This window comes from Geothrix sp. 21YS21S-4, assembly GCF_030845995.1.
Lineage (GTDB): Bacteria > Acidobacteriota > Holophagae > Holophagales > Holophagaceae > Geothrix.
Map to the genome: position 1 here is coordinate 181,064 of NZ_CP132719.1, position 17,996 is coordinate 199,059.

18 protein-coding genes and 1 pseudogene are annotated in these 17,996 nt (G+C 69.2%); 8 read left to right on the top strand and 11 right to left on the bottom strand.

The genetic code is table 11. The features are described 5' to 3' along the window. Positions 1 to 8: 8 nt before the first annotated feature. The 3 genes from RAH39_RS00815 to efp form a co-directional block, all read right to left on the bottom strand. Positions 9 to 1,718: a sensor histidine kinase gene (locus RAH39_RS00815; protein WP_306590903.1), complete on the bottom strand. Its 1,710-nt coding sequence runs from the start codon at positions 1,716 to 1,718 to the stop codon at positions 9 to 11. An 86-nt stretch (positions 1,719 to 1,804) separates the two neighbouring features. Then, a complete protein-coding gene (rsgA, locus tag RAH39_RS00820; RefSeq protein ID WP_306590904.1) occupies positions 1,805 to 2,908 on the bottom strand; it encodes a ribosome small subunit-dependent GTPase A in 1,104 nt (367 codons plus the stop codon). A 10-nt stretch (positions 2,909 to 2,918) separates the two neighbouring features. Then, positions 2,919 to 3,494 (bottom strand): elongation factor P, encoded by a 576-nt coding sequence (gene efp / locus RAH39_RS00825; RefSeq protein WP_306590905.1) that lies wholly within the window; start codon positions 3,492 to 3,494, stop codon positions 2,919 to 2,921. Between the two features lie 74 nt (positions 3,495 to 3,568). Here efp and RAH39_RS00830 point away from each other — a divergent pair, with 74 nt between their 5' ends. Then, positions 3,569 to 4,810: a serine/threonine-protein kinase gene (locus RAH39_RS00830; protein ID WP_306590906.1), complete on the top strand. Its 1,242-nt coding sequence runs from the start codon at positions 3,569 to 3,571 to the stop codon at positions 4,808 to 4,810. A gap of 146 nt (positions 4,811 to 4,956) precedes the next feature. On the opposite strand, the gene RAH39_RS00835 is transcribed toward RAH39_RS00830, so the two are convergent. Beyond that, positions 4,957 to 6,279, bottom strand: coding sequence for a CPBP family intramembrane glutamic endopeptidase (locus RAH39_RS00835; RefSeq protein ID WP_306590907.1), 1,323 nt, complete (start codon positions 6,277 to 6,279; stop codon positions 4,957 to 4,959). 65 nt (positions 6,280 to 6,344) lie between these two features. On the opposite strand from RAH39_RS00835, the gene RAH39_RS00840 reads away from it, so the two are divergent. From RAH39_RS00840 to RAH39_RS00850, 3 genes are all read left to right on the top strand, one after another. Then, positions 6,345 to 6,740, top strand: coding sequence for an acyl-CoA thioesterase (locus RAH39_RS00840; protein WP_306590908.1), 396 nt, complete (start codon positions 6,345 to 6,347; stop codon positions 6,738 to 6,740). Then, the gene (locus RAH39_RS00845; RefSeq protein WP_306590909.1) at positions 6,740 to 7,492 is read left to right on the top strand and encodes a hypothetical protein; all 753 of its coding nucleotides are present in this window, start codon (positions 6,740 to 6,742) and stop codon (positions 7,490 to 7,492) included. The genes RAH39_RS00840 and RAH39_RS00845 overlap by 1 nt, the downstream gene beginning before the upstream one ends. A 194-nt stretch (positions 7,493 to 7,686) precedes the next feature. Beyond that, on the top strand, positions 7,687 to 7,917 hold the full coding sequence (locus RAH39_RS00850) for a hypothetical protein (protein ID WP_306590910.1): 231 nt from the start codon (positions 7,687 to 7,689) through the stop codon (positions 7,915 to 7,917). A 118-nt stretch (positions 7,918 to 8,035) separates the two neighbouring features. Here the strand turns inward: RAH39_RS00850 and RAH39_RS00855 are convergent, their stop codons facing one another. From RAH39_RS00855 to RAH39_RS00875, 5 genes are all read right to left on the bottom strand, one after another. Further along, complete coding sequence (locus RAH39_RS00855) at positions 8,036 to 9,439, bottom strand: 3-deoxy-7-phosphoheptulonate synthase class II (protein ID WP_306590911.1); 1,404 nt, start codon at positions 9,437 to 9,439, stop codon at positions 8,036 to 8,038. Between the two features lie 17 nt (positions 9,440 to 9,456). Further along, the gene (locus RAH39_RS00860) at positions 9,457 to 10,152 is read right to left on the bottom strand and encodes a response regulator transcription factor (protein ID WP_306590912.1); all 696 of its coding nucleotides are present in this window, start codon (positions 10,150 to 10,152) and stop codon (positions 9,457 to 9,459) included. Between the two features lie 76 nt (positions 10,153 to 10,228). Beyond that, complete coding sequence (locus RAH39_RS00865; protein WP_306590913.1) at positions 10,229 to 11,800, bottom strand: sensor histidine kinase; 1,572 nt, start codon at positions 11,798 to 11,800, stop codon at positions 10,229 to 10,231. 53 nt (positions 11,801 to 11,853) lie between these two features. Next, positions 11,854 to 12,822: a quinolinate synthase NadA gene (gene nadA, locus RAH39_RS00870; RefSeq protein ID WP_306590914.1), complete on the bottom strand. Its 969-nt coding sequence runs from the start codon at positions 12,820 to 12,822 to the stop codon at positions 11,854 to 11,856. 12 nt (positions 12,823 to 12,834) lie between these two features. Next, on the bottom strand, positions 12,835 to 13,011 hold the full coding sequence (locus RAH39_RS00875; protein ID WP_306590915.1) for a hypothetical protein: 177 nt from the start codon (positions 13,009 to 13,011) through the stop codon (positions 12,835 to 12,837). Between the two features lie 135 nt (positions 13,012 to 13,146). Here RAH39_RS00875 and RAH39_RS00880 point away from each other — a divergent pair, with 135 nt between their 5' ends. Next, positions 13,147 to 15,306 (top strand): glutamine synthetase III family protein, encoded by a 2,160-nt coding sequence (locus RAH39_RS00880; RefSeq protein WP_306590916.1) that lies wholly within the window; start codon positions 13,147 to 13,149, stop codon positions 15,304 to 15,306. 61 nt (positions 15,307 to 15,367) lie between these two features. On the opposite strand, the gene RAH39_RS00885 is transcribed toward RAH39_RS00880, so the two are convergent. Continuing rightward, the gene (locus RAH39_RS00885) at positions 15,368 to 15,958 is read right to left on the bottom strand and encodes an outer membrane beta-barrel protein (protein ID WP_306590917.1); all 591 of its coding nucleotides are present in this window, start codon (positions 15,956 to 15,958) and stop codon (positions 15,368 to 15,370) included. A gap of 82 nt (positions 15,959 to 16,040) precedes the next feature. Continuing rightward, a pseudogene (gene rfaE2 / locus RAH39_RS00890) lies at positions 16,041 to 16,472 on the bottom strand (D-glycero-beta-D-manno-heptose 1-phosphate adenylyltransferase); the annotation flags it as partial. A gap of 114 nt (positions 16,473 to 16,586) precedes the next feature. Between rfaE2 and RAH39_RS00895 the strand changes: the two are divergent. From RAH39_RS00895 to rpsG, 3 genes are all read left to right on the top strand, one after another. Next, positions 16,587 to 16,871, top strand: coding sequence for an FmdB family zinc ribbon protein (locus RAH39_RS00895; RefSeq protein WP_306590919.1), 285 nt, complete (start codon positions 16,587 to 16,589; stop codon positions 16,869 to 16,871). Between the two features lie 185 nt (positions 16,872 to 17,056). Further along, complete coding sequence (gene rpsL / locus RAH39_RS00900) at positions 17,057 to 17,455, top strand: 30S ribosomal protein S12 (RefSeq protein ID WP_026852760.1); 399 nt, start codon at positions 17,057 to 17,059, stop codon at positions 17,453 to 17,455. Between the two features lie 12 nt (positions 17,456 to 17,467). Next, positions 17,468 to 17,938 (top strand): 30S ribosomal protein S7, encoded by a 471-nt coding sequence (rpsG, locus tag RAH39_RS00905; RefSeq protein ID WP_306590920.1) that lies wholly within the window; start codon positions 17,468 to 17,470, stop codon positions 17,936 to 17,938. Positions 17,939 to 17,996 lie beyond the last annotated feature (58 nt).

The following is a 17,996-nucleotide window of genomic DNA, read 5'->3' on the forward strand; positions in this document are numbered from 1 at the left end:
CTGCATGATCAGGCCAGCAGCCGTTCCGGAGCCGGAAGCTCGATGTGGAACGCAGTGCCCTGGCCCGATTGGCTCTCGATCCGGATGGTGCCGCGGTTCTGGATCACGAGGTTGCGGACGGTGGCGAGGCCGAGGCCGGTGCCGTTGGGCTTGGTGGTGAAGAACGGCTCGAACATCCGCGTCTTGTGCTCGGCGGGGATGCCGGGGCCGTCGTCCCGGATCTCCAGCCTCACCGTTCCCGATCCGGGCTGGGCGCGGATGGTGAGGGTGCCCTCGGGGCCCATGGCATCGCGGGCGTTGGTCACCAGGTTCTGGAAGACCTGCTCCAGGGACTGGGGATCGGCGAACAGGTGCAGGTCCGGCGCCACCTCCACCGTCTGGCGCTGGCCGGGGCGGAGGAGCGCCTGGAACAGGGCGTTGTGGGCTTCGATCCAGGCCGTGAAGTCGAAGGGCGTGGGCGCCAGTTCCTGTACCCGGCTGGAGGCGAGGATCCGCCGTGTCATGACCGACGCCCGGTCGGTGACTTCGCACAGGACCTTCAGGTCCCCCTGTTGGGAGGGAACGGCCTTGTCCGCCAGCAGGTTCACCCGCAGGCGCACGATGCCCAGGATGTTGTTCAGGTCGTGGGCGAGTCCCGCCGCCAGGCCCGCCATCATCCGCATCCGGAGATCGCTCATGGCTTCGTTGTGGTGGGCCTCCAGCTTGCGCGTGCGCGCCTGGACCCGGGCCTCCAGTTCCGCGGACAGCCGCTCCAGGTCGAGGATCAGCAGCCCGTGCCGGAGCACCATGATGCCCACCAGTCCGACGCTGAGGGCCATCAGGGTGCGCTCGGGCTCGACGTGGGGCTGGAACAGCTGGAACGCGGCGAGGAACAGCACGCCCAGCGAAATGCCGGAAGGAATGAGCGCCCGCAGGGGCGAGGAAAGGGCGGGCGCCGGGTCGGACGGCGGGGCCGCGGCGGGACTGAGGGCCGCCAGGGCCAGCAGGACCGTCGCCACCTGGTGGAGCACTTCCGCCGCATGGCCCAGGTAGCCGGGGGCGTAGAGGCCCGTGGTACGGAGGACGACCGCCAGGATGCTGTGGGCCAGGAGGGTGAGGAGGGCGAGCCGCACGAACCGCTTGGCGTGGATCTGCTTGGGCAGCCCCAGGCGCGTCTCCTGAAGGAGCCACAGCGCCAGCACGCCCAGGCAGGCGCTGACCTGGAGCGTGTAGACCAGCATCATGCCCCGCGGCACGCGGCCCACGTCGTTCATGGAACCCATGCCCACCCACGCGGCCAGGAAGAGCGACAGGCCCAGGGCCACCCCGTCGAGGATGGTGCGCGTCCGGTCCCGGGGCATCCGGGTCCGCTGCGGCCACAGCAGGAAGCCGAGGCCCAGGGTGAGCAGCCCCAGGATGGAGATGGCGGGACCCAGGAAGCCGGCGTAGGGAAGGTGCAGAAGGGTCGGCGCGTAGTGGAGGCCGCCCAGGGCGACGCCCAGGCCCAGCAGCCGGAAGGAGGAGGGCCCTTCCCGGTGGGCGCGGCGCCACGCCAGGACCGCGGTCCACAGGGACAGGACGAAGACCCCGACGTAGTCCAGGATCCAGGCCCAGCGCTGCCCCTCCATCAGCGGCAGCAGGATGTTCCCCCCCAGGAGGAGCGCCATTCCCGTCAGAACGCCCGCGTGCGCCCGCACGAAGGCGAACGGAGGCTCGGGGGCGAGATCCGAAGCGGGCATCCCTACGAGTGTCCCTGGGCCGCCGGATGGTGGCAATCCGCGCCGCGCTTGGGTTCTGGGGATGTAATGGGGGTCACAGCCGCCGCCTAGCGCCAGACGTTCTGGTTGGGGTTGCGGTCTTCCATCTCCTGCCACAGCCGCTGGAGGCTCTGGAGGCGCTCGGGATAATCCAGATCCAGTTCCTCCAGCACCGCCTCGTCCTCGGGGTTGAAGGCGAGGGGATCCTCCAGGACTTTGGATGAAAATTCGGGAAACACCCGCTCCAAAAGGCCGCGATCGAAGCCCCGGACGCTGAGGGTGCGGATCCCGGGCGTGTCCACCAGCGTTCCGCCGGAGGCAAGGGGGAACCAGCGGGCCGCGGTGGTGGTCTGCTTGCCGGTGCCGAACCGGGTCAGCCCGCCGGTGCGGAGATCCACGTCGGGATGGAGGGCGTTCACGAGGGTGCTCTTTCCTACGCCGCTGTGGCCCACGAGGACCACCACCCGGTCCTGCAGCAGCACCCGCAGCGCGTCCACGCCCTCCCCCTTCAGGGCCGAGGTCTCGTGGATGGGGGTGTCCTGGCCTCGGAGCGCGTCGAGTTCCGGCAGCGTGTCCTGCTTGGAGGCGCGGTCCCGCTTGGTGACGATCACCCGGAAGCCCAGGCCCGCGGCCAGGGCGAGCACCTGGGCCCGCTCCAGCAGGCCGGGCCGGAGGGGCGGATCCACCACCGCCGCGCAGATCCACAGCTCGTGGGCGTTGGCGCAGATGAGCTGCCAGGGCTCCCGGTCATCGCTCCCGCCCCGCTTGAGCAGGGTCCGGCGGGGCATGACGGCCACCACCTGGGCCTGGGGAAGCCGGGGATCCGCGGCCTCCACGGGCGTCGGGGAGTAACGAACCCGGTCGCCGCAGACCAGGCGGACACCCTTGAGCTTGCCCCCGAGGGTGGCGCGGAGCAGGGCGCCGCTTCCCACTTCCAGGTCCACCCACTGGCTGTACCGCTGGACCAGCGTGGCCTCGGGCAGGTGCATCCAGGGCCCGGGGTCGGGCAGGCGCAGCAGCGCCTCGGCGTCGTGGGATTCGATCCCCGTCTCCAGGCGCTCGGCCTGCCGCTGGCGCCGCTTGCTGTCCGCCGCCCGCTCGCCGGAATAGGATTCGCGGTGGTCCAGATCCTGGGCCTCCCGGCTCTGGCCGAGGCGGAACTTGCGGCTCACGCGGCGGCCGTCATGCCCGGCCCGCGAACTCGCCGGTCTCGGTACTGATCTTCACCTTCTCGCCCTCTTTGATGAAGAGGGGGACCTTGATCTCGATGCCGGTCTCCAGGCGCGCGGGCTTGGTGACGTTGCCGCTGGCCGTGTCCCCGCGGGCGCCGGGCTCCGTGTAGGTGACCGCCAGTTCCACGTGGCCGGGGAGCTGGAGGCCGATGGGGTTCCCGTTGAACTTCTGGATCTGGACGATCAGCCCTTCGGTCAGGTAGTCCAGGGCGTCGCCCAGGAGGTCCGGCCCCAGTGCGTGGGTCTCGTAGGTCTCCTGGTCCATGAAGTGGGAGCCTTCCCCGTCGCTGTAGAGGTAGCTGGCGGGGCTGAGGACGAGGTCTGGCTCCTTGAACTTGTCGCCGGCCTTGAAGGTCTTGTCGAAGACGGCGCGGGTGAGCAGGTTCCGCATCTTGATGCGCACCAGCGTCTGGCCGCCGCGGGCGGTGGGGGTGGAGATGTCCACGTCCAGGCAGTGGAAGGGCGTGTCCTCGTGCTCGAAGAACATCTTCCGCTTGATGGCAATGGCTTCGAGAAGGGCGGCCATGGGAACTCCAGGGGTCCAAACCTCCATTCTACCCCGCCTTGGAGAAGAGATCCCGCGGTTAGAATGGCCGTTCCATGGCGGATCCACGAACCATCGGTCGGTACCAGATCCTCCGGCCCATTGGCCAGGGGGGGATGGGGACCGTCTACCTGGCGGAGGATCCTCTCCTCAAGCGGCGGGTCGCCATCAAGGTGGTGCGGGTCGGCGGGACCGCCCGGCAGCAGGCCATGCTCCGGTTCCGGCGGGAAGCGGAGATCAGCGCCCAGCTGAATCACCCCAACCTGGTGACCGTGTTCGACGTGGGCGTGGAGGAGGATCTCGGCCCCTTCCTGGCCATGGAATACGTCGAAGGCAAGAGCCTGGGGCGGCACATCAAGGACCGGGACCTGGATTCCGAGGCCAGCGCCCGCGTCCTGATCCAGGCCATGCGCGCCCTCCGCGCCGCCCATCGCCGGGCCATCGTCCACCGGGACGTCAAGCCCGACAACATCCTGCTCAGCGAGGAGGGCCGGGCCAAGCTGATGGACTTCGGAATCGCGCGGTCCCTGGGCCACATGAGCGTGCTGCCGGAGACGCCTTTGGACGAGCCGCTCCTGCTGACGGAAGGCCCCACGACCCAGGCCCAGACCCTGGCCCTGCGGCTCACCGCCAGCGGGGATTTCCTGGGGTCGCCGGCCTACGCGCCTCCCGAAGTGCTGAAGGGCGGCGAAGGCACCCCCGCCTCCGACCGCTACAGCTTCGCCGCCACCGCCTTCGAGCTGCTCACCGGCCAACTGCCCCATCCCGGCGAGGGCCTGACGGCCATCATCCTGCACATCCTGCAGGAGCCCCCGGCCCTTCCGCCGGACATGCCGCCGCGCTTGGGCGCCGCGTTCCAGCGCGCGCTCGCGTCGGATCCCGACGACCGCCACACCAGCCTTCCGGAGTTCATGGAGGAGCTGATCGACGCCCTGCCGGGGCCCGCCAGCATGCGGGCGCGGCTGTTCGCCCTCCTGGCCCACGAGGAGGACGGCAATCCCGGCCTGTCCACGGCCCGGTTCCGCATTCCCGAGGCCGACCGCGCCGAGGAGGCCGTTGCCGGAACCCAGACCACCCAGGGCTTTTCGCGGCAGACCCAGGCCCAACCCGCGCGGATCACCCTCGCGGAGGATCCGGTCGAGACCTACCTCGCCGCCCGCCCGCCGGTTCAGGCGACCCCTCCGCCGCCCCGCACCGACTGGTTCCGCATCCTGAAGTGGGTCGCCCTGGTCTTCATCCTGCTCCAGCTCTTCTGGTGGCTTGCGCCGGCCTTGGCGCGGCTGAACCTCAAGGGCTGAGGCCACTTTGCATTCAAAAGATTTAAGGATCACCACCAAGGCACCAAGGGCGCTGAGAACCGCATCCGCAGTGGATAGCGCTTTTCTTGGCGCCTTGGTGGTGAAAAGAAAATCTTGGGCCTTGATCACCTAATTGGTATGAGTTCTCAGGCCAGCGCCCGCATCACGCAAAAGAGGGTCCCGTTCCAGCAGGCGTGGATCAGGATCGCGGGCCACAGGCTGCCCGTGCGCCAGAAGGCGAGGCCGAGGACGAAGCCCAGGGTCCCCAGCGCGGGCAGGCCCGCGGGCTGGAGGTGGATGGCGGCGAAGAGGAGGGCCGATCCGACCAGCGCGAGCCCCAGGCCGCCCCGCCGCGCCACCACGGGCAGGATGAACCCCCGGAAGAAGAACTCCTCGAAGACCGGCGCCAGCCCCGCCACCACCGCGAACATGGCGAGCGTCGGCGCCCAGCCCGACAGCCCCCGCAGCAGTTCCTGCAACTCCCGCTGGGGGTTCTGCTCGGGCGGGAGGATCAGCGACGCGAGGAGGGCCGCCGCCGTCACCAGGGCCACCGCCAGGGCGAGCCCGGCCGCGCCCCAGCTAAGATCCTTGGCCGTGGGCGCGGGCGCCACCCGGCGCCACAGCTCGCCGAAGGACGCGCCTTCGGCCCGCGCCAGCAGGGCGATCCCGACCACGGCATGGGCGAGGGAGGCCAGGGGCAGGACCACCCAGCGGAGGGAGGGCCACGGCGCCAGAAGGAGGACCGCCAGGTTTCCCGAGGCGAAGAAGGCGAGGAACCAGAGGAGGAAGATCAGGGCCGCGGCCCGCTCCGACAGGTGCCAGGCGGGCAGGGGGCGGAGAGGCGGCCGCTTGCGGGTGACCCACAGGTGGATGCCGGCGGCGACGCCTCCCAGCGTGAGGACCGTCAGCAACGACCCCAGCGCCGCGAATCCCGCGAACCGAGCGCGCAGGGCCTTCCGGGCTGCCGTGCGCCGCGCCTCGCCGGAGCCCTCCCGATCCTCCAGGCGGGCCTCCAGCAGGTTCGCGGCATAGCCGTTCCCCAGGCGCCGCTGGACCTCCTGCCGGACCCCGCGCCCCGGCAGCGGCGCGCCGTCGTAGGCCGCGGCGAAGGCCCTCCGGTACCAATCCCCGATCGCTCCTTTCGGCACCTGGGCCAGCCTCCGGGCGCTTTCCCGGTCGCCGCCTTCGGCCATCAGGACCGCCAGCACCGCCTGATCCCAGGGTTCGGTGGCCTGGGTTTCCGCGGTCCGCCAGGGAACCGGCGTCTTTCCCAGCGCCTGGGCGCCTCCCACGGCCATTTCTACCAGCCGCCCCTGGAGGCTCGCATGGTCCAGGGGCGCGGCCTGGACCTGGTGGCGTCCCCGCAGGACCAGCAGGGACGCGAGCAGGGCCGCGAGGCCGAGGAACGTGATGAGCGGATCCGCCCAGCGGCGGTCGGGATCCCAGGGGCCGGGTCGGACGGACGTCATGGGGACAGGCTACGCGAAGGAGGGACGCCCCGATCGGGGTATGGTGGGGAGATCGGAGGCCCGGCATGCCCTTCTCCCATCCCATCGAAGTGCGATTCAGCGACCTGGATGCCATGGGTCACGTGAACAACGCCGTGGTGGTGAGCTTCATGGAGCAGGCGCGGTTCCAGTGGTGGCGCGCCTTCCTCGGCGGGCGGAAGTTCCAGGAGGAGGGCTTTCTCATCGCGCGGGCCGAAGTGGACTACCGGATGCCCATCCTCCTCGGCGACGACGTGCGGGTGGAGCTGCACTGCACGAAGGTGGGGAACAGCTCCTTCGAACTGACCTACCGCCTGACCAAGGGCCTGGGCGGCGACCTGTTCGCCGAGGGGAAGACCGTCCAGGTGATGCTGGACTTCGCCACCCAGCGGCCCAAGCCCCTCGCGCCCACGACCCGGGCCTGGCTGGAAGCCCAGGACTGATGCTCCTCGGCACCGCCGTCTGGCCCGAAGGGCCCGGGGAGCGCCGCGCCCTCGTGGCGCGCCTGGCCTCCGGCCGCGTGGCCGACCTCAACCGGATCGAAGCCATCCGTCTGCGAAAGCTGGGCGAGGGCGACCCCGACCGCCTGGCCGAGGCCCTCGTGCCCCCCAGCCTGCGCCGCGTCCTGGAAAGGGGACCCCGCGCCCTCGCCCGCGCCCGCCAAGCCGCCGCCTACGCCGAAAAATGGGACCGCCGCGGCACCTTGCCCGACAGCTTGGCGCCCCAGGAAGATCAGATCCACCTCCTGCCCTGCCTCCCCCGCCCCGCCGCCCTGACGAGCTTCGACGGCCGCAGCCTCGACCGTTTCGTCGTCCGCGGGCCGGGCGCCGAATTGAGCCAGCTTCCGCAACCGAGCCTGGCGGCCCTCGGTCTTGCCGGAGGTAGTCCTGGGGGCTTCTGTTTGGCGCTGGAAGATGGCGGCGGCGCGGTCCTGGGCGCCTGGATGATCGACGCTTGGCCAGAGGGCAGCTTGGAACTGAAGGTGGGTTCGATCCGTCGCACCGCGCCTTTGGGTACGTGGAGAGGGCTGGAACTCATCCCCGCTCTCCGGGCGGGTGAAGTGAGGTTTCTGCCTTTGCCGCGATTCAAGCCACTTCAGGAACTGCTGCCTGGGGCGGAAATTTGTATCGCCACTCCATTCGAGGTGTTGGGGCTGAATGCGGGAGCAGAGGGGATTCACCCCACGGTGCATTAGGAGCAAACCCAAGCCTGACTGCGCCCTGCTCGTTGGATGGAAAGCCGGTGGTGTTCCTTGTGCTTAGGTCGTGATTTTTGGATGCTTTGGAGACAATCTCCGCAAAGCCCCGGCAAAAAGCCTCTTGTCGAATCAAGCAGTGGGCGAGAATGGTAAAACATTGGCTCACCCATTTCAAAATTTAGGCCACAGTCATGATTCCAGTGATTTCCGTTCTGGCCGCCATCGCATCCGCCGTGGGGATCTACCTTTTCTTTTTTGATGACCCCAAGGAACTCATCGAGCAATTCATCGTCTCGACCATAGGCGGCGGCCGTGACTATAGGGTGTTCATCCTTGTCTCGGTGCCAGTGGTGACAGGACTGCTGACGTACCTTTTTCTTCTGCGCCTCATGGGTAAACCTCTGTCCATTCCTTTTCTCTGACTCATGGCTGTTTGATTTCAATTCAGGCTCAGCGGCTCATTCACTGGTTCGCTGTCGTTGTTTATTGGCTTTTCATCGCCAAATCGCCTGACGAGAGCGTCGACCTGATCGTCAGCGCTCACCCCCGCATCATCTCCGCAATCAAAAACGCCATCTCCAAACTCTGCGTTCCATTCAGCCTCGGATCGCACCCCGTTTCGTAGGCTTTGGCGAGGTCGGCTTCGGAGAGGTTTTCGCTGCCGCCTGTGCATTCGGTGACGGGTTCGCCGGTGAGTTCGATGTGGACGCCGCCCAGGTGGGAGCGGTGGGCGCGGTGGATCTCGAAGGCCTGGCGCAGTTCGGACAGGATGGCGCCGAAGTCGCGGGTCTTCACCTCGCGCATCGTGCGCGAGGCCCTTTGGGCCACGCCTTTGGCGCGGTGGCCCTCCGCCTCCTGCTCCGGGCTGAGCCCCACCTGGACGCTGACGCCGTTGCCGTGCATGGGGTCGCAGCTCCACAGGACGGGGTGGCCGGTGGCCTGGACGGCCTTCAGCAGGGGCGGAAGGGCTTCCTGAATCTTCGCGGCGCCAAAGCGGGTGATGAGCGTGAGGCGGCCGGGTTCGCGGTCAGGGTCGAGCTTCGCCAGCAGGTCGGCGAGGTGTTCCGGCGTGGCGCTGGGGCCGACTTTCACGCCGAGGGGGTTGCGGATGCCGCGCAAGTACTCGACGTGGGCGCCGTCCAACTGCCGCGTGCGCTCACCGATCCACAGGGTGTGGGCGCCCAGGTTGTAGTAGGCGGACGCCCCGCCCACCCAGCGGGTGAGGGCCTCTTCGTAGGGCAGGAGCAGGGCTTCGTGGCTGGTGAAGAAGTCGATGCGCTCCAGAGCCTCTCGCTGGACGCCGCCCAGGGCCTCCAGGAAATCCAGGGATTCGCGCACTTGGTCGAGGGTTCGGCGGTAGGCGGGGACGCTTCCCGTTTCGCCGGGCAGCTCCCAGCGCTCGGGGTGGTGCAGGTCCGCGAACCCGCCCGCGGCGAGGGCGCGCAGGTGGTTGAGGGTGGCCGAGGCGTGGAAGTAGGCCTCCAGCAGCCGGCCGGGATCCGCCCGCCGCGCGGCCTCGCTGGCCTCCAACCCGTTGACCAGATCGCCGCGGTAGCTGGGGAGTTCCCGTCCCTGGACCGTTTCCGTGGGCTTGCTGCGGGGCTTGGCGAACTGGCCGGCGATGCGCCCGATCCGCACCACGGGCCGGCGGCCGCCGTGGGCGAGGACCACGGACATCTGGAGCAGGACGCGGAGCTTGCCCTCGATGGCTTCCGGCGTGCAGTCCTTGAACTGCTCGGCGCAGTCCCCGCCCTGGAGCAGGAAGCGCCGGCCCGAGGCGGCGTCCGCCAGCAGGCCGCGCAGCCGCTCCACCTCCTCGGGCACCACCAGGGGTGGCAGCCGGCGGAGCCGCGCCAGGGCGGCCTCCAGCTCGGAGGGATCGTCGTAGGCCGGCTGCTGCTGGGCCGGGAAGCGCTGCCAGCTGTGGGGGTTCCAGGGCGTCATGCCCCATTCTGCCCGACTCAGACGGGCTGGATCTCCACGGGCGCGACCCAGCGGTAGCCCTCGCCGCCCACGGTGGCGATCCACGACGCGCCCTGGTCCTCGCCCAGCTTGCGGCGGAGGTTGGCGATGTGGACGTCCACGGTGCGGGCGGTGGGCCGCGCGTCGGCCTCCCACGCGAGCTGGAGCAGTTCCTTCCGGCTGTGCGTGCGGCCCGCGTGGGTGATGAGGATCTCCAGCAGGCGGAATTCCCGGGGCGTGAGGTCCAGGGCGCGCTCCTCCCGCCGGGCCTCCAGCCGCGGCAGGTCGAAGCGGAAGGGACCGGACCGCAGCAGGGGCGGGCGGTCCACGGGGCGCGTACGGCGGAGGATGGCCTTCACGCGGGCCATCAGTTCGAGCACCGAGAACGGCTTCACCAGGTAGTCGTCCGCGCCCAAGCTCAGGCCTTGCACGCGATCCGCTTCCTCGCCGCGGGCGGTGAGCAGCAGGACCGGCACCTCGTCCCGGCGCTCCCGCAGGGCGCGAAGCACCGCGAATCCGTCGAGCTGGGGCAGCATCAGGTCGAGGACGATCAGGTCGGCCGGATGCGCCGCCTGCGCCGCCAGGGCGGGCAGACCGTCCCCCACCGCCTCCACGGAATAGCCTTCAAAGCCCAGGTTGTTGACGAGGAGCTGGCAGAGGGAGGGTTCGTCCTCTACCACGAGGATGTGGGTCACGGCGTCACTCAAGGATCAGTGATTTCAAGATCCCGCTCTTTTCTTGGGAAGACAAGATGATTGAAGACCCCGAGGTTCACGCGGCGGGAATCTCCAGGAGGGCGCTGAAACCCTCGCCCGGGCCGGAGGCGAAAGTGAGGCCCCAGCCCTCCTGTCCGGCCACCTGGACCAGGAGGCTCAGCCCCAGGCCCTGGCCCTCGCGCAGGAAGCCCTCCTTGCCCCGGTTTCGGAGGCGCTGGAAGGGGCGGCCCAAGGCTTTCACCTGGTGGGGCTCCAGCCCGTCCCCCTCGTCGGTGACCTGGATGCACAGGCGGCGGCGGACCCGCCAGGTCTCCAGCGTGACCCGCCCTTTGCCGTGGGCGAGGGCGTTCTCCACCAGGGTGAAGACGGCGGAGCGCAGGGAGGGCAGGGGCGCGTGGCCGGCGTCCGCGGCGAGGTGCAGGTCCAGCGGGCGATTCTCCAGGTCGAAGGCCGGTTGCAGGTCCTCCGCCACTTCCTCGAACCAGGCCTGGGTGGCCTGGCCCCGCGGCCCAGACGCCCCGCCTCCCCGGATGACCCGCAGGCCGGTCTCGATGAGGGTGGTGAGGTGGTCCACTTCCTCGCCGATCTTCAGCAGCTCCTCGTCGGCGCGGTCAGGGCTCAGGCGGCCCAGGCGGAGGGAATCGCACCGGAACTTGAGGATGGCCAGCGGCGTCTTGAGGCTGTGGGTCATGGAGGCCATCCGGTCCGCGTCCAGGACGGCCTTGCGGCGGGTCCGATGCCGCAGCCACAGGCCCAGGAGAAGGGCCGCGCCGAGCAGGGCGGCGACGCCCCAGGCGGTCCAGTACTGGTGCCGCAGGGCCGTGCGGAAGTCCCGCTGCTGGGCGTCGAACCCGACGCCGCCCAGGTTCCAGCCGTCGCCAAAGGCGTTGGTCTTGGTGGTGGTGCCCAGCGGCAGGTAGGCGATGCTGCGCGGATCGGCCTGGAGGTTGGGCTCGGCGCCCCAGGCCTGGGGGCGGAGGTTGTCCCGCTCCAGGTCCGTTTCCCGCACCAGCCCCATGCGGAGGGCGCGGTTGGGGGCGAGGGCGATGTTCAGTTCCCGCTCCACCTCGGGCGACCCGGGCCGCCACCGCTTGAGCACCAGCCAGCGATCGGAAAGGAGCACCACCGTGGCCACCTTGCCGAACTCGGGATCCTGCTCCTTCGACGGATTCCACTCGAAGCGCTGGGCCGTCTCCGCGTGGGTCATCCACCCTAGGTAGCGCTGGGCCCGGTCGGGATCGCGCGGGCTCACCAGCCGATCTCCCTCGCGGATCCACAGGTGGCGGCCCTCGAAGCGGTCCAGCAGGGCCGTCACCAGCGGCTGGTCCGCCAAAAACCGGCGGACATCGGGCTCGTCGCCGCGCTTCACCGTCTGGAGCACCGGCAGGCTCTTCCAGTGGCGCTCCACGGCCTCGAAGTCCACCCAGTGGGCTTCCATGTAGGCCTGCCGCCCGTTGTTGAGCTGGTCCAGCCGGTAGTAGCCCGGCGCGGAAGCGAGCAGCAGCGCAGTGGCCAGCCCCGCCAGCGCCAGCAGCAGGATTCCGCTGCGCTGCTGGAGGCGCTGCCAGCGCGAAGGGCCGACTCCGGGATGGAGGGCGCGGTAGCGGGAGGTGCGGTGGCGATACATGGGCGCTCGGCGGGGGATTCCGCCAGCTTAGCGGCGTTGGCCCCGCGGCGCGATCAGCCCAGCGCCAGCATCCGTTCCAGGGGCTTCAGGGCCTTCCGGCGGATGGTCTCGTCCAACTGGATCTCCGGCTGCAGGTCCCGCAGGCAGAGGTAGAGCTTCTCCAGGGTGTTGAGCTTCATGTAGGGGCACAGGCTGCAGTTGCACCCGCTGTCCGCCGGGGCGGGAATCAGTTCGGCCCCGGGCCGCCGCTGACGCATCTGGTGGAGGATGCCCGCCTCCGTGGCGACGATGAAAGACGTCGCTTCGTCCTGGGCCACGAAGTTGAGCAGGGCCGCGGTGGAGCCCACGAAATCCGCCAGCTGGCTCACGGTGGCGTCGCACTCGGGGTGGGCGATGAGCTTGGCGCCGGGGTGCTGGGCCTTCAGCACCGCCAGCCGCTTGGCGGTGAACTGCTCATGGACGATGCAAAAGCCCGGGAACAGGACCATGTCCCGCCCGGTCTGCTTCATGACCCACTTGCCGAGGTGGCGGTCGGGGGCGAAGACGAGCTTGCGGTCGCGCGGGAGGCTCTCGACGACGCGCACGGCGTTGCTGCTGGTGCAGATGATGGTGCTCAGCGCCTTCACGCCCGCGGAGCAGTTGATGTAGCTCACCACGTCGTGATCGGGGTACTGCTCCAGCCACCGCTCGAAGACCTCCGCCGAACAGCGGTCCGCGAGGCTGCACCCCGCGTCCATGTCGGGGATCACCACCGTCTTGCCGGGATTGAGGATCTTGGCGGTCTCCGCCATGAAGTGCACGCCGCAGAAGGCGATGACGTCGGCGTCGGCCTTGGCGGCCTGCTGGCTCAGCTGGAGGCTGTCGCCCACGAAGTCCGCCAGATCCTGGATCTCGGGCTCCTGGTAGTAGTGGGCCAGCAGAACCGCGCGGCGCTCGGCCTTCAGGCGGCGGATCTCCGCGGGCAGGTCGAGGCCGGCGGGGATGCTTTCGAGGTCGGGGACGTAGGGGGCGGTCAGGTCCATGGCTCTTCCATTCTAGGCCTTCCCCAGGAAGCGGCGGATGCGCTCCCCGGGCTCGGGGCGATCGAAGACTTCGGCGAAGGCGGCGCGTTCCCACGCGAGGGCGGCGAGGCGGGGAAGGCCGTCTTGCCGGACCTGAAGGTCGTCAAGACGGGAAATCGCCGTGGGGGACGTATTAAACCCTGTCGCCACAAGGGCGTTGGGGCTATCCTGGGGGTGGATCGCAGGGTCCAGGTGGATGTGGGAATCCGATGGCCGCCCCCCGGGGACGGGCATCGGTCCAGGTCTAGGTGGATTCATGCCTCATCGTCCAAGGGGGGGACACACATGGCCAAGGCGCAGGCGCTCGAGCACTCCAGCATCTCACGGCTGGACCAGACCAAGATCAGCCAGTACTTCGGCTGCAACACGTTCAGCGAAAGCACCATGCGCGAACGGCTGCAGAAGGACGTCTACAAGGCCTACCGCCTGGCGCTGAAGCGCGGCGAGGCCCTGTCGCCGGAGGTGGCGAAGAGCGTGGCGCTCGCCATGAAGGAGTGGGCCCTCGAGCGGGGCTGCACCCACTTCACCCACTGGTTCCTGCCCATGACCGGCGCCACCGCCGAGAAGCACGATGCCTTCATCACCTGGGACGAGCCGGGCCAGGTCGTCGAGCGCTTCAGCGGCAGCCAGCTCATCCAGGGCGAGCCCGACGCCAGTTCCTTCCCCAGCGGCGGTCTCCGCGCCACCTTCGAGGCCCGCGGCTACACCGCCTGGGATCCGGCGAGCCCGGCCTTCCTGATGGAAGGGCCCCTCGGCAAGACCCTGTGCATCCCCACCGCCTTCGTCGGGTACCACGGCGAGGCGCTGGACCACAAAGTGCCCCTTCTCCGCTCCATGGAGGCGATCTCCCGCCGCGCGGTGGAGGCCCTCTCCCTCCTAGGCGCCAAGGCGGATTCCGTCGTGGCCCAGTGCGGTCCCGAGCAGGAGTACTTCGCGGTGGACCTGGAGCTGGCCCAGCAGCGGCCCGACCTGATGTTCGCCAACCGCACCCTCCAGGGCGCCAAGCCGCCCAAGGGCCAGGAGCTGGAGGACCACTACTTCGGCAGCATCAAGGAGCGCGTCCTGGGCTTCATGCAGGAAGTCGAGCTGGAGTGCTTCAAGCTCGGCATCCCCGCCAAGACCCGCCACAACGAAGTGGCCCCCAACCAGTTCGAGATCGCGCCCATCTATGAGGCGGCCAACCTCGCCAGCGACCACAACCAGCTCCTGATGGAGATCCTCAAGTCCGTGGGCGAGCGCCACGGCCTGGCGATCCTGCTGCACGAGAAGCCCTTCGCCGGCGTCAACGGCAGCGGCAAGCACGTCAACTGGAGCCTGGCCACCGACGAGGGCCAGAACCTGCTGGAGCCGGGCCAGACCCCCGAGGAGAACCTGCAGTTCCTGTACTTCCTGAGCGCCACCCTCAAGGCCATCCACACCCACGGCGGCCTGCTCCGCGCCGCCATCGCCAGCGCCGGCAACGACCACCGCCTGGGCGCCAACGAGGCGCCGCCGGCCATCATGTCGGCCTTCCTCGGCGCGCAGCTCAGCCACATCCTCGACGCCATCGAGAAGGGCGACGCGGCGGACGCCTCCATCCAGCGGATCCTCGACCTGGGAATCGGCAACCTGCCCCGCATCGAGAAGGACGCCACGGACCGCAACCGCACCAGCCCCTTCGCGTTCACGGGCAACAAGTTCGAGTTCCGCGCCGTGGGTTCCAGCCAGCCCATCGCCCTCCCGCTCACGGTGATCAACGCCGCCGTGGCCGAGGCGCTGGAAGTCCTGAACGGTCGCCTGGAGACCGAGATCGCGGCCGGCAAGGAGCACAAGGCGGCGGTGATGGTCGTGGTGCGCCAGACGATCATCGAGACCAAGGCCATCCGCTTCGAGGGCAACGGGTATGCGGACGAGTGGAAGGCCGAGGCCGAGCGCCGCGGGCTGCCCCACGCCAAGGACACCGTGGCCGCCCTTCCCATCTGGGAGGAGGAGGCCTCCAAGACCGTGTTCTCCCGCGGCGGCATCCTGTCCGTGGGCGAACTGGAGTCCCGCCTCCACATCCGCCACGAGCAGTACCAGAAGGCCATCGCCATCGAGACCCAGGTCCTGCGCGAGATGGCGGAAACGCAGATCCTGCCTTCCATCACGGCGGACCTCGGCGCTCGCGCCGAGAGCCTGGCCAAGCTGGCGGCCGCGGGCATCACCGTGCCCGAGACCCTGAAGGCCGCCCTGCAGGTCCAGGCCACGCTGGCCGGGGAAGCGCAGTCCCGCCTGCTGGAGATGAAGGCGGCCCTCGCGGAGGCGGAGGGGCTGGAAGACCTCCACGCCCGCACCGGCGCCTTCGGCGCGAAGGTGAACGAAGCGAAGCACGCCCTCCGCGAAGTCTTGGATCGCCTCGAAGAGGCCTGCGACGCCGACCTGTGGCCCCTGCCGAAGTACTGGCAGCTCCTGTCTCCCCTGGTCTAGTCCGCGGGAAGCGAAAAGAAAAGGGCCGCATCCGCGGCCCTTTTCTTTGGTCGCTGTTCGGCTACCGCCCGAACCGGAACACGGCGCTCGCCTGGAGCCAGGTGGCCGTGTCGAAGTTGAACCCGTCGCCGCCGTGCTTGTCCACGAAGACCTGGTTCAGCGTTCCTTCCACCGAGAAGTTGCGATTGAAGATGTAGCCCGCGCCGCCGCGCGCGCCCAGCTTTCCGCTCTGGCTGTAGCTGCCGCCGCGGCGGATCCCCGCGCCGTCGGTGTACTCCCAGTCGTTCTTGACGCTGTTGAGGCTGGCGCCGGCGAGGGCGTACCAGCCCAGGTTCGGGCTGCGGAAGCGGTAGACCCAGTCGGCGCCGGCCTGCAGGATCTTGAAGTCGTTCTGGGCGTTCTCGAACCCGCCCCAGCCCGAGCCGGGGAACGACTGGTAGGTGAGGTGCGCGCGGATCTCCTGGCGGGGCGCGATGGGGAATTCGAGGTGTCCGCCGACGTGGACGCCGAAGAACTGGTTGGTGCCCCATCCGGACTTGTCCTTCAGGTCGCCGCCGGGAAGGGAGAGGCCGGTGTAGAGACCGCCGGTGATGTCCTGGGCCGCCAGGGGCAGCGCCAGGAAGGCTAGGGTGAGGACAGCGCGGTGACGCATGGAACCTCCGACGAAAGCGGCCCAGAACGGGTCAGGGGGCCAGCCTACCCGGACTCCGATTTTCCCGCGTCATCCGAAGGGTCTATTCGATCGTCACGCCGCGGCCGGTGCGGATCCGCTGTTCGATGCGGGAGGTGCTGTGCCCGGGCAGGAAGGGGATGAGGACCAGCCGCCCTCCGCGGCCCTCCACCACGTCGCGTCCCACCACTGTCTCCGGCGTGTAGTCCCCGCCCTTGACCAGGACGTCGGGCTGGAGCGCCGCGATGAGCGCGAGGGGCGTGTCCTCGTCGAAGCGGACCACGGCGTCCACGCTCCGCAGGCCGAGGAGGACGGCGGCGCGCGCCGCCTCGTCCTGCAGGGGCCGGCCGGTTCCCTTCAGCCGCGCCACGGAGGCGTCGCTGTTCAGGCCCACCACCAGGAAGTCGCCCAGGGCGCGGGCGTCGGCGAGGTACTGGACGTGGCCGGGATGGATGAGGTCGAAGCACCCGTTGGTGAAGCACAGCGTCTTCGGGCGGGGGAGGGCCGCGAGAAAGGCTTCGGGAGTCTGGAAGAAACGGGTGGGTGACGGCATCGAAAGGGTCGGGATACCATGAAGGATTCGGGAAAAGGGTCCCGGGAGAAGTGTGCCATGCCGCTCTATGAATACCGTTGCGAAGCTTGCGGCCAGCCCGAGGAGCGGCTGGAGACGCTGTCCGCGCCCCTCTTCCACGCGTGCCCGGTCTGCGGCGCCGCCGAGGGGATGAAGCGCCAGGCCTCGGTTTCCGCCTTCGCCCTGGCGGGGGACGGTTGGTACAAGGGGTCGGCTTCCGAGCCGGCGGCGGCTTCTCCGGCGGCCAAGGCCGACGCTCCCAAGGAAACGTCCAAGGGCCACGGGTGCGCCGCGGGCGGCTGCGGATGTCCGCTGGCGGGTTGACGCGGGGCGGTGATGTCCGTCCCATTTCGACCTGATGCGTTGACTTCCGGGCTCTTTCCGTTAGCCTAGATGGTTCCGGCCCCGTGGGCCGGCGCAGGTTTTTCATCCGTCCGACGTTCCCCGGTCTCCGCAGGAACCTCTCGGGCCCAGGCCCGGATCCACCGGTGCCTTCCTTGGAGGATGGTGTGCCTACCATCAATCAGCTGATCCGCCTCGGGCGGAAGACGTTCCAGAACAAGACCAAGAGCCCCGCGCTCGACGCCTGCCCGCAGAAGCGCGGCGTGTGCACCCGCGTGTTCACCACCACCCCCAAGAAGCCGAATTCCGCGCTTCGCAAGGTGGCCCGCGTGCGCCTCACCAACGGCATCGAGTGCACCACCTACATCCCCGGCGTGGGCCACAACCTGCAGGAGCACAGCATCGTGCTCATCCGCGGCGGCCGCGTGAAGGATCTGCCGGGCGTGCGCTACCACGTGGTGCGCGGCACCCTCGACGCCACCGGTGTCGCGGGCCGCAACCAGTCCCGCTCCAAGTACGGCGCCAAGCGCCCCAAGGCTGGCGCCGCGCCGGCCAAGAAGAAGTAGGGGAGGTAAACCATGGCTCGCCGTTCCGCACCCGCCAAGCGTGAGATCCTCCCGGATCCCGTCTACAACAGCCTCACCGTCTCCAAGTTCGTCAACATCCTGATGGAGCGCGGCAAGAAGGCCACCGCCGAGCGCATCCTCTACGGAGCGCTGGAAATCGTCGCCAAGAAGTCCGGCGAAGAGGCCCTCGAGGCTTTCCAGAAGGCCCTGAACAACATCAAGCCCACGGTGGAAGTCAAGTCCCGCCGCGTGGGCGGCGCCACCTACCAGGTGCCCGTGGAGGTTCCCCAGAACCGCCGCCAGTCCCTGGCCATGCGCTGGCTGAAGACCTACTCCGCCTCCCGCGGCGAGCGCACCATGCGCGACAAGCTGGCGGGCGAGATTCTGGACGCCATGAACTTCCGCGGCGCCGCGATCAAGAAGAAGGACGACGTCCACAAGATGGCCGAAGCCAACAAGGCCTTCGCCCACTTCCGCTGGTAGCAGCCCGTCCGACGGAAAGGGCCGCCGCTCCGCGGCGGCCCCTTTCTTGACGACCGAT

Bases quoted from the DNA above. Each gene is read 5' to 3' on its own strand.
- RAH39_RS00850 (WP_306590910.1), top strand. From the start codon at position 7,687: ATGATTCCAGTGATTTCCGTTCTGGCCGCCATCGCATCCGCCGTGGGG.
- RAH39_RS00855 (WP_306590911.1), bottom strand. From the start codon at position 9,439: ATGACGCCCTGGAACCCCCACAGCTGGCAGCGCTTCCCGGCCCAGCAG.
- nadA (WP_306590914.1), bottom strand. From the start codon at position 12,822: ATGGACCTGACCGCCCCCTACGTCCCCGACCTCGAAAGCATCCCCGCC.
- RAH39_RS00835 (WP_306590907.1), bottom strand. From the start codon at position 6,279: ATGACGTCCGTCCGACCCGGCCCCTGGGATCCCGACCGCCGCTGGGCG.
- RAH39_RS00815 (WP_306590903.1), bottom strand. From the start codon at position 1,718: ATGCCCGCTTCGGATCTCGCCCCCGAGCCTCCGTTCGCCTTCGTGCGG.
- RAH39_RS00830 (WP_306590906.1), top strand. From the start codon at position 3,569: ATGGCGGATCCACGAACCATCGGTCGGTACCAGATCCTCCGGCCCATT.
- RAH39_RS00840 (WP_306590908.1), top strand. From the start codon at position 6,345: ATGCCCTTCTCCCATCCCATCGAAGTGCGATTCAGCGACCTGGATGCC.
- RAH39_RS00880 (WP_306590916.1), top strand. From the start codon at position 13,147: ATGGCCAAGGCGCAGGCGCTCGAGCACTCCAGCATCTCACGGCTGGAC.
- RAH39_RS00845 (WP_306590909.1), top strand. From the start codon at position 6,740: ATGCTCCTCGGCACCGCCGTCTGGCCCGAAGGGCCCGGGGAGCGCCGC.
- RAH39_RS00865 (WP_306590913.1), bottom strand. From the start codon at position 11,800: ATGTATCGCCACCGCACCTCCCGCTACCGCGCCCTCCATCCCGGAGTC.
- efp (WP_306590905.1), bottom strand. From the start codon at position 3,494: ATGGCCGCCCTTCTCGAAGCCATTGCCATCAAGCGGAAGATGTTCTTC.
- RAH39_RS00895 (WP_306590919.1), top strand. From the start codon at position 16,587: ATGCCGCTCTATGAATACCGTTGCGAAGCTTGCGGCCAGCCCGAGGAG.
- rpsG (WP_306590920.1), top strand. From the start codon at position 17,468: ATGGCTCGCCGTTCCGCACCCGCCAAGCGTGAGATCCTCCCGGATCCC.
- RAH39_RS00885 (WP_306590917.1), bottom strand. From the start codon at position 15,958: ATGCGTCACCGCGCTGTCCTCACCCTAGCCTTCCTGGCGCTGCCCCTG.